The sequence below is a fragment of the Halococcus saccharolyticus DSM 5350 genome, from assembly GCF_000336915.1.
Taxonomy (GTDB): Archaea; Halobacteriota; Halobacteria; order Halobacteriales; family Halococcaceae; genus Halococcus; species Halococcus saccharolyticus.
This window is the reverse complement of sequence record NZ_AOMD01000004.1, coordinates 34,749-41,771: the sequence shown is the minus strand read 5'-3', so window position 1 is coordinate 41,771 and position 7,023 is coordinate 34,749. Positions and strand designations below refer to the sequence as shown.

The 7,023-nt window shown below is 66.4% G+C and carries 9 protein-coding genes; 7 read left to right on the top strand and 2 right to left on the bottom strand.

The features are described from left to right. The coding region (gene tmcA, locus C449_RS01365) for a tRNA(Met) cytidine acetyltransferase TmcA (protein WP_006076079.1) at nucleotides 1–1,454 on the bottom strand (1,454 nt) is incomplete at its 3' end. Nucleotides 1,455–1,566: 112 nt separating this feature from the next. Between tmcA and C449_RS01360 the strand changes: the two genes are divergently transcribed. Then, nucleotides 1,567–1,896 (top strand): hypothetical protein, encoded by a 330-nt coding sequence (locus C449_RS01360; RefSeq protein WP_006076078.1) that lies wholly within the window; start codon nucleotides 1,567–1,569, stop codon nucleotides 1,894–1,896. A 29-nt stretch (nucleotides 1,897–1,925) separates the two neighbouring features. Here C449_RS01360 and C449_RS01355 read toward each other — a convergent pair whose 3' ends face one another. Next, complete coding sequence (locus tag C449_RS01355) at nucleotides 1,926–2,345, bottom strand: hypothetical protein (RefSeq protein ID WP_006076077.1); 420 nt, start codon at nucleotides 2,343–2,345, stop codon at nucleotides 1,926–1,928. A 261-nt stretch (nucleotides 2,346–2,606) separates the two neighbouring features. Between C449_RS01355 and rpl7ae the strand changes: the two genes are divergently transcribed. From rpl7ae to C449_RS01325, 6 genes are all read left to right on the top strand, one after another. Continuing rightward, the gene (gene rpl7ae, locus C449_RS01350; RefSeq protein WP_006076076.1) at nucleotides 2,607–2,969 is read left to right on the top strand and encodes a 50S ribosomal protein L7Ae; all 363 of its coding nucleotides are present in this window, start codon (nucleotides 2,607–2,609) and stop codon (nucleotides 2,967–2,969) included. Between the two features lie 4 nt (nucleotides 2,970–2,973). Continuing rightward, nucleotides 2,974–3,195 carry a 30S ribosomal protein S28e gene (locus C449_RS01345; protein WP_005043389.1) on the top strand — a complete coding sequence of 74 codons (222 nt, stop codon included), beginning with the start codon at nucleotides 2,974–2,976 and terminating at the stop codon, nucleotides 3,193–3,195. Further along, complete coding sequence (locus C449_RS01340; RefSeq protein ID WP_006076075.1) at nucleotides 3,195–3,734, top strand: 50S ribosomal protein L24e; 540 nt, start codon at nucleotides 3,195–3,197, stop codon at nucleotides 3,732–3,734. Before C449_RS01345 ends, C449_RS01340 begins: the two co-directional genes overlap by 1 nt. After that, the gene (gene ndk / locus C449_RS01335; RefSeq protein ID WP_006076074.1) at nucleotides 3,731–4,213 is read left to right on the top strand and encodes a nucleoside-diphosphate kinase; all 483 of its coding nucleotides are present in this window, start codon (nucleotides 3,731–3,733) and stop codon (nucleotides 4,211–4,213) included. The genes C449_RS01340 and ndk overlap by 4 nt, the downstream gene beginning before the upstream one ends. A gap of 85 nt (nucleotides 4,214–4,298) precedes the next feature. After that, complete coding sequence (locus C449_RS01330; protein WP_006076073.1) at nucleotides 4,299–6,686, top strand: penicillin acylase family protein; 2,388 nt, start codon at nucleotides 4,299–4,301, stop codon at nucleotides 6,684–6,686. Then, nucleotides 6,683–7,021: a hypothetical protein gene (locus tag C449_RS01325; protein WP_006076072.1), complete on the top strand. Its 339-nt coding sequence runs from the start codon at nucleotides 6,683–6,685 to the stop codon at nucleotides 7,019–7,021. The genes C449_RS01330 and C449_RS01325 overlap by 4 nt, the downstream gene beginning before the upstream one ends. Nucleotides 7,022–7,023 lie beyond the last annotated feature (2 nt).

The following is a 7,023-nucleotide window of genomic DNA, read 5'->3' as shown; positions in this document are numbered from 1 at the left end:
GCCATCAGAGATGTGTATAAGAGACAGACCGACACCACGTGACCGTCGTGACACAGCGCGTGCACGGTGACGTTCGGCGCGTCGAGCAGTCGCGCGAGATCGTTCGGCTCCGTCCGGTAGTGGGCCGCGACGAGGAGCCCGAACGCCTCCCGAAGTCGCGTCTCGTCGGCGAGCAGCTCGTCAGCGGCGAGGCGTTCGTGGGTCACGGTTTCGGGCGTGGCCTTGGCGACGACTGGTGCGACGGGCGGACGTGCGTCAAGCAGGAGGGCTCGGAAGAGCCACACCTCGACCGGATCGCCGGCGGCGTACCGGATCGGGTCGTCGAGTCGCTGCTCGGTCACGTCGAACGCGCTTTCGGCGAGTCGGTCGCGGAACCGGACCGCAAACCCGCGCCCCGCCCCTTCGTAGCCGTGAACGGTCGTGACGAACGCGACCGCCGGCGCGTCGAGGAACGCCGAGAGCCGATCGACGGGCAGCGCGGCGGCCTCGTCGACGATGGCGACGTCGACTGTGGCGAGTGCGTCGCCATCGACGGCGGCCGCCGGCTCCGCGAACACTACCCGTCCGCCGTCTGGCGTGTCGAGTCGCTGTGGGTTCTCGTCACGATCCGTGCCGGCGAGCGCATCGAGGCTCGTCAGGAGTTCGTGCGCCCGGACGAACACCGCGGCGGCGCTCCGGTAGCTTGGTGCAGTCACGAGCACGTCTTTCCCCTCAGCTGCCAGCGCGCCCGCGGCGAGGCCGGCGGCGCTCGACTTCCCGCGCCCGCGGTCGGCCTCTACGACGAGCGCCTGTCCCGGCTCGCGCAGCCGTTCGAGGGTTTGGAGGACGTTGGCTTGGTCAGCCGTGAGACAGGCGTCGTAGGCCGCCTGCGGGAACGCGTGGTTGTCCGGTGGCGCTGGCGACCGCTGCTCCTCTGCTGCAGGTGGGTCGGTAAGCCCGTCACGCTCGACGGCCCCGGAATCGACATCGACGATCGCGATCCCAGGATGAGCGTAGAGCGTCTCGACGAGTCGAGTCCGGAACCGACCGCCGACAGCCTTGCCGTCGAACGGTGGGACGGCAAGCGTCTCGTCGAAATCGTCCCGGCGGGCGGGCCACGCATCGAGCGACGGCGTACAGAGCACCACCAATCCGCCGCCGTCGACCGCGCCGACCGTGCGGCCGAGCGCGTTCGGCCGGCACTCGTCGTGACAGTCGAGCACGACCGCCGTCCGGGTGGTCCCGAGGAGTGTGTTAGCGCGCTTCGGAGTGACGTGCTCGCAATCGCGGAAATCAGCGCCGAGTGCGCTTTCGGTCGCGACTACTGTTGTCTCCGACTCACGAATCCCCGCGCCGTCGAGGGCGTTCACCGCCGCCGTGTAGCACGCCTCGCGCTCACCCGCGAGCACGAGCAGCCGCCGCTCGTTCGCCCGGCGAGCCTCGTCGCGGAGCCGGCCCGCGAGGTCGGCGATCATGCAGGAGTACGGTGATGGGGCGGTATGGGAACGTCGATTTCAGCCACGATAGCGAGTACAAACCCTCGACCACCAACAGAACTTATGTCATGGGTCACGAACGTGGTACAGGATGGACGACCGTGACGGCTCCGCCACGACACCGCTCGATCGACTACGGAGCCGCTTCGGTGAGTCAGCGGGGTCTGACGATGACGACTCGGCCGAGGAGTCGGCGTGGCAGCGATACGGGGCAGTGCTCCAGATACTTCTCGTGGTGGGTGCGGCGTTCGGCGGCGCGATCGTGAGTTTCGCCTCGACCGCGATCGATCGAACGGAGGCGTTCGCTCGGGAGAGCGGCCCCGCACTGCTCGGCACTCTCTGGCCGATCCTCGTCGGCGTCACGCTGATCGCGGCCGTGGTCTGCGTGGTCGTCGTTGCGCTCGGAGTCCGAAATGTGTAGCGCTCGGCGTCGACCGTCGCGTTCGGCGACTATTCGAGACGGGCGTACGCCGAGGCGAACTTCGACTGATGATAGCCGAAGATGACACTGATGAACGCGACCTGCAAGAGCAGAGGGGACACATCCGTAGTATCCAGACCGAACACGAGCGCTATGAGCAGAACCGAAAGCACGACACTGACCAAAAGCTGCTGACCCAGCGGTGCATCATCGTACAACCGTCTCGCTTTCTCGCCATGTTTGGTTCGCGTGACCCACGCGAAGAGCGCGACACCAAGCAGCACTCCCGTGAGCAGCGCGAGCAAAAACGCCGGGAACTCGAACGCGTCGCCGACGTACTCGTTGACGTTCAGCGCCGCCCAAACCGCCCAGAGAACGACGATGAAACTGTGCCGGAACGGACTGGTCCCGAACGGGAACTCCGGCGCTTCGTCGGTTCGCGTCGCCATCGATATATTCCTGTTCGAATCGATGAGAGCAAAAACCTTGGGACGGCCTGGCAACGTCGGCGTGCGCTCGGCTCGCACGCCGTGAGCGGTTGAAAGCGTTTTTATGCAGGCCTCCGCTACCCCGCGCTACAACCCGTGCGGGGTTGATGACGCTCCCAGCCTCACAGGACTCTCAGGCCGTCGGCGGGACGGCCAGTCGGGATCGACGTGATCTCGGCGAAGGCGGGGGACGAAGAGCCCACGCACGGGAGGAACCAACCAATGTCAGTATACGTCACCTATGACGTCCCGGCGGATCTCGAGGACGACGCCATCGAGGCGCTCGAAGTCGCCCGGGACACCGGCACGGTAAAGAAAGGGACCAACGAGACGACCAAGGCTGTCGAGCGTGACAGCGCCGAACTCGTCTACATCGCCGAGGACGTGAGTCCCGAGGAGATCGTGATGCACCTGCCAGAGCTCGCCGACGAGAAGGAGATCCCCTTCGTGTTCGTCGAGACCCAGGACGATGTCGGCCACGCCGCGGGTCTCGAGGTCGGCAGCGCCGCGGCGGCTATCGTCGACGCGGGCGACGCCGACGAGCAGGTCGAGGACATCACGACCAAGGTCGAGGACCTCCGATAGGACGATGAGCGCAGAAGAGGAGTCCGACTCCACGCCCGCCGAAGTCATCGAGGTCGTCGGCAAGACCGGGATGCATGGCGAGGCGATGCAGGTCAAATGCCGCATCCAGGGCGGCGAGAACCGGGGACGAATCATCACACGGAACTGTCTCGGCCCCGTCCGCGAGGGCGACGTGCTCCAGCTCAGGGAGACCGCTCGCGAGGCCGACGCCATCGGGGGTCGCTGATGGTTCGCACGCGTTCGTGTGATTACTGCGGCACGGACATCGAGCCCGGTACCGGGACGATGTTCGTCCACGTCGACGGGCGCGTCGTCCACTACTGCTCGTCGAAGTGTGAGAACAACGCCGACCTCGGCCGGGCCGCGCGTGACCTCGAATGGACCGCCGAGGGCCAGCGAATGGCGGGCAGCGAGGCCGGCACGGCCGACGAAGTCGAACAGGTCGCTGCCGAGCCGCCCGAAGAGGAGGCCGACACCGTCGCCGACGAGGTCGACACGGTACCGGACGAGTCCGAGGCCGAGGCGGTCGCCGCCGCGGCGGGCGACGCTGGCTCGCGATCGGGTGAGCCGGCGGGCGACACCGACGATCGGGTCGACGACACCGCCGAAGCCGACACCGAGGAACTCGACGAGATCGAGGGCCGGCCGGCCGGCGGTCGCGAGGACGAGGACAAGACGTCCTCCGCGGCCGACGCCGACGAGGCCGAGGCAAACGTCGATGACGAGGAGACGGTTCGCGACACCGACGAGGACACCGACGAATGAGCCACCACGACGAGCGGACGTTCGTGATGGCGAAGCCCGACGCGGTCCAGCGCGGGCTGATCGGCGAGATCGTCTCCCGGCTCGAAGGGAAAGGTCTCACGATGGTCGGCGGGAAGTTCATGCAGATCGACGAGGAGCTCGCCCACGAACACTACGCCGAACACGAGGGCAAGCCCTTCTTCGAGGGGCTCGTCGAGTTCATCACCTCTGGACCCGTGTTCGCGATGGTCTGGGAGGGCGCTGACGCCACACGCCAGGTCCGCCGACTGATGGGGGAAACCGACGCCCAGGAGGCCGCCCCGGGAACGATTCGTGGCGATCTCGGCAACGATCTCGGTCACAACTTGATCCACGGGAGCGACCACGAGGACGAAGGGGCCAACGAGCGCGAGATCGAGCTGTTCTTCGACGATAGCGAACTCGTCGACTGGGAACACGACACCGCGGCGTGGGTCTACGAGGACGCGGACGACCACTGAACGGTCAGCCTCGCAGAGCGCTGAACCGCCGATCGGTTCATTTCCGTTTTCGCGGCTTTATATCACACGCCATGTAGTGACACGCATGGACACCGATCTCACGCGACGCGCGCTCGTGGGGGCGATCCTCGCGGGCGGTGTCGGCGCGAGCACGTTCTCGCCAATCAGGGGATATCTCGAACGGTTCGCGCCGCTCTCGGGATCGGCGTGGGACGCGACCGATCCGCCGGAATCCCGAACGATCGAGAGTCCATACGGGACTGCCGAGGTGCGCTACGACGAGTACGGCGTGCCAAACGTCACCGGCGAGAGCGAGGAAGCAGTTTATTTTGCGGTCGGCTATGCCCAGGCGCGCGACCGTGCCTTCCAGCTGGACCTCCAGCGCCGACAGATGCGCGGCGAGCTGTCGGCTGTCGTCGGCGATCAAACCCTTGACTCCGACGAGTTCAACGTGAAGATGGACTTCGCGGGCGCGGCGCAAGTGACATGGGAATCGCTCGCGGATTCTAGGGCGGGTGCGCTCACCGAGGCCTATGCGGCGGGCGTCAACGAGATCATGACGGACGACCCGTCGGCGCTCGAATTTTCCTTACTAGAGTACGAACCCGACCCGTGGACGCCGGTCGACACGATCCTGATGCAAAAGCAGATCGCGTGGACGCTTACGGGGAGCTTCCGGACGCTCCGAACAGCGCTCGTGGCCGACCGGCTCGGCGAGGAAGTTGCGAACGAGCTCTACCCGTCGCGGCTCGATCACGAGTCGCCAATCATCCGCGACCAGCAAACCGGCCAAGAGAATCGAAAGCGGGCGCGGAGCCAGACCGAACACGAACCGTCGACGCACACCGTCGATCCCGCACTCGCCGATTGGTTGAGCCAGTTCGAGTCGCCGTCGGGGATCGGCTCGAACAGTTGGGTCGTTTCGGGCGAACACACCGCAAGCGGCGCGCCGATCGTGGCGAACGACCCGCATCTGAGCCTGATGGCCCCGCCCGTCTGGTACGAAATGAACCTCAGTCTCCCGGAAACGAGCGTTCGCGGCGTGACCTTTCCGGGGGTGCCGTTCGTGGTCATCGGCGAGAACGACGCCGGTGCGTGGGGATTCACGAACACCGGTGTGGACGTGATCGACTTCTATCGCTACGACACGCGGGACGGCGAGTACCGATACGAGGGTGAGTGGCGCGAGTTCGACACCGAGCAGCGGACCATCGCGGTCAGCGACGGTGAGGACAGGCAGGTGACCGTTAGGAAGACCGTTCACGGCCCGGTCATCGAGCGCGAGGGAGCACGCGTCGGAGTCGCGTGGACCGGCCACACCGCGGAGTCGACGCCCCAGGCGATCTACGAGTTCAGCCGGAGCGAGGGGGTCGACGACATCGTGGCTGCCACGGAGAACTTCGACGTGCCAACGCAGAATCTCGTGTACGCAGACCGCGACGGCAACACGCTCTACTACGTCACCGGCAAGATTCCGATTCGAACCACCGACGGCGAAGAAGTTCCGGGGGACCGGATCTTCGATGGGTCGGCCAGCGAGGGCGAGTGGCAGGGGTTCACGCCCTTCGGCACCTCCTCGTGGGAGGGGTTCGTGCCGTTCGAGGAGAAGCCACACGTGATGAACCCCAACTACATCGGGACGGCGAACCAGCGGGTCGTGGACGATCCCGAGCATTACCTCGCCGAAGCGTACTCCGATCCGTACCGTGGCATCCGGATTTACGACCGGCTCGACCGACGAGTCCGATCGGACGAGCCGATCGACCCGGAGTTCGTGAAGGACCTCCAGCGCGATACGCTTGACTTGCGCGCCGAAGCGCTCGTGCCGCTGCTCGTCGAAGTGGCGCGCGCAGCGGACGATACGACGGCGATCGGGCAGTACGTCGACGCACTCGACGAGTGGGACCACCGGATGGACCGCGACTCGCTCGCGGCGCTGGTGTTCGCACGATGGTTCGAGCAGTATCGCGAGCGGGTGTTCGGCCCGACCTTCAGTGACCACGACCTCGACGCGTCGTACTACCCGAACGACTGGGTGCTCCAACATCTCGGTCCCAACAGTCGGTGGTTCGAGGGACGCTCGCGCGCCGAAGTCATGCTCGACGCACTCGATGCGGCGATCGAGAGGATCGAGAACGCCGAGTACGACACCTACGGCGGGTACAACACCACCGGCGCGATGACCCATCCGCTCGGGCTCGCCTTTCTCAATTACCCCGCGATGGCGGTCGACGGCTCGCGCGAGACGGTGAACAACTACGCCGTCGAGAACCCCACGGGGAGCAGCTGGCGGATGGTCTGCCCAATGGACGGGTCGTCGTCGTCGGTGATTCCCGGCGGGAACTCCGGGGAGTACTTCTCCGACCACTACGACGACCAGCTCCGGATGTGGGCCGACGTCGAGTACAAGTCGATGAGCCGGGAGATCCAGGGCGAGACGACACTCACGTTCGAAGGGGAGGACGGCCAATGAGCCTCGCGAACCGATGGCGACGGTTCCGGTCGGCCGAGGGGTGGCGATGGCTGACGATGGTCGCCGCCATCGCTGTCGGGCTCGTCGCGGCGTGGCTTCACTGGGCCGGACTGTTCCTCGGCGGCGCGCTCGTGGGGCTCGCGTCGGCCACGCGCGGCCGCGCGCTGCTCGCCGGACTCGGGTTCGGCGTGCTCGTCGTGGCGATATTCGTGACGACGCTGTTCGTCGGCGGCGACCTCGCCCAGTACCTCGCGATGGGGCAGATCGTCGCCATCAGTCTCGCCCTCCCGCCCGTGGTGGCGGCGTTCGCGGCGCTCTCGCGGTGGTTGGTGTAGCG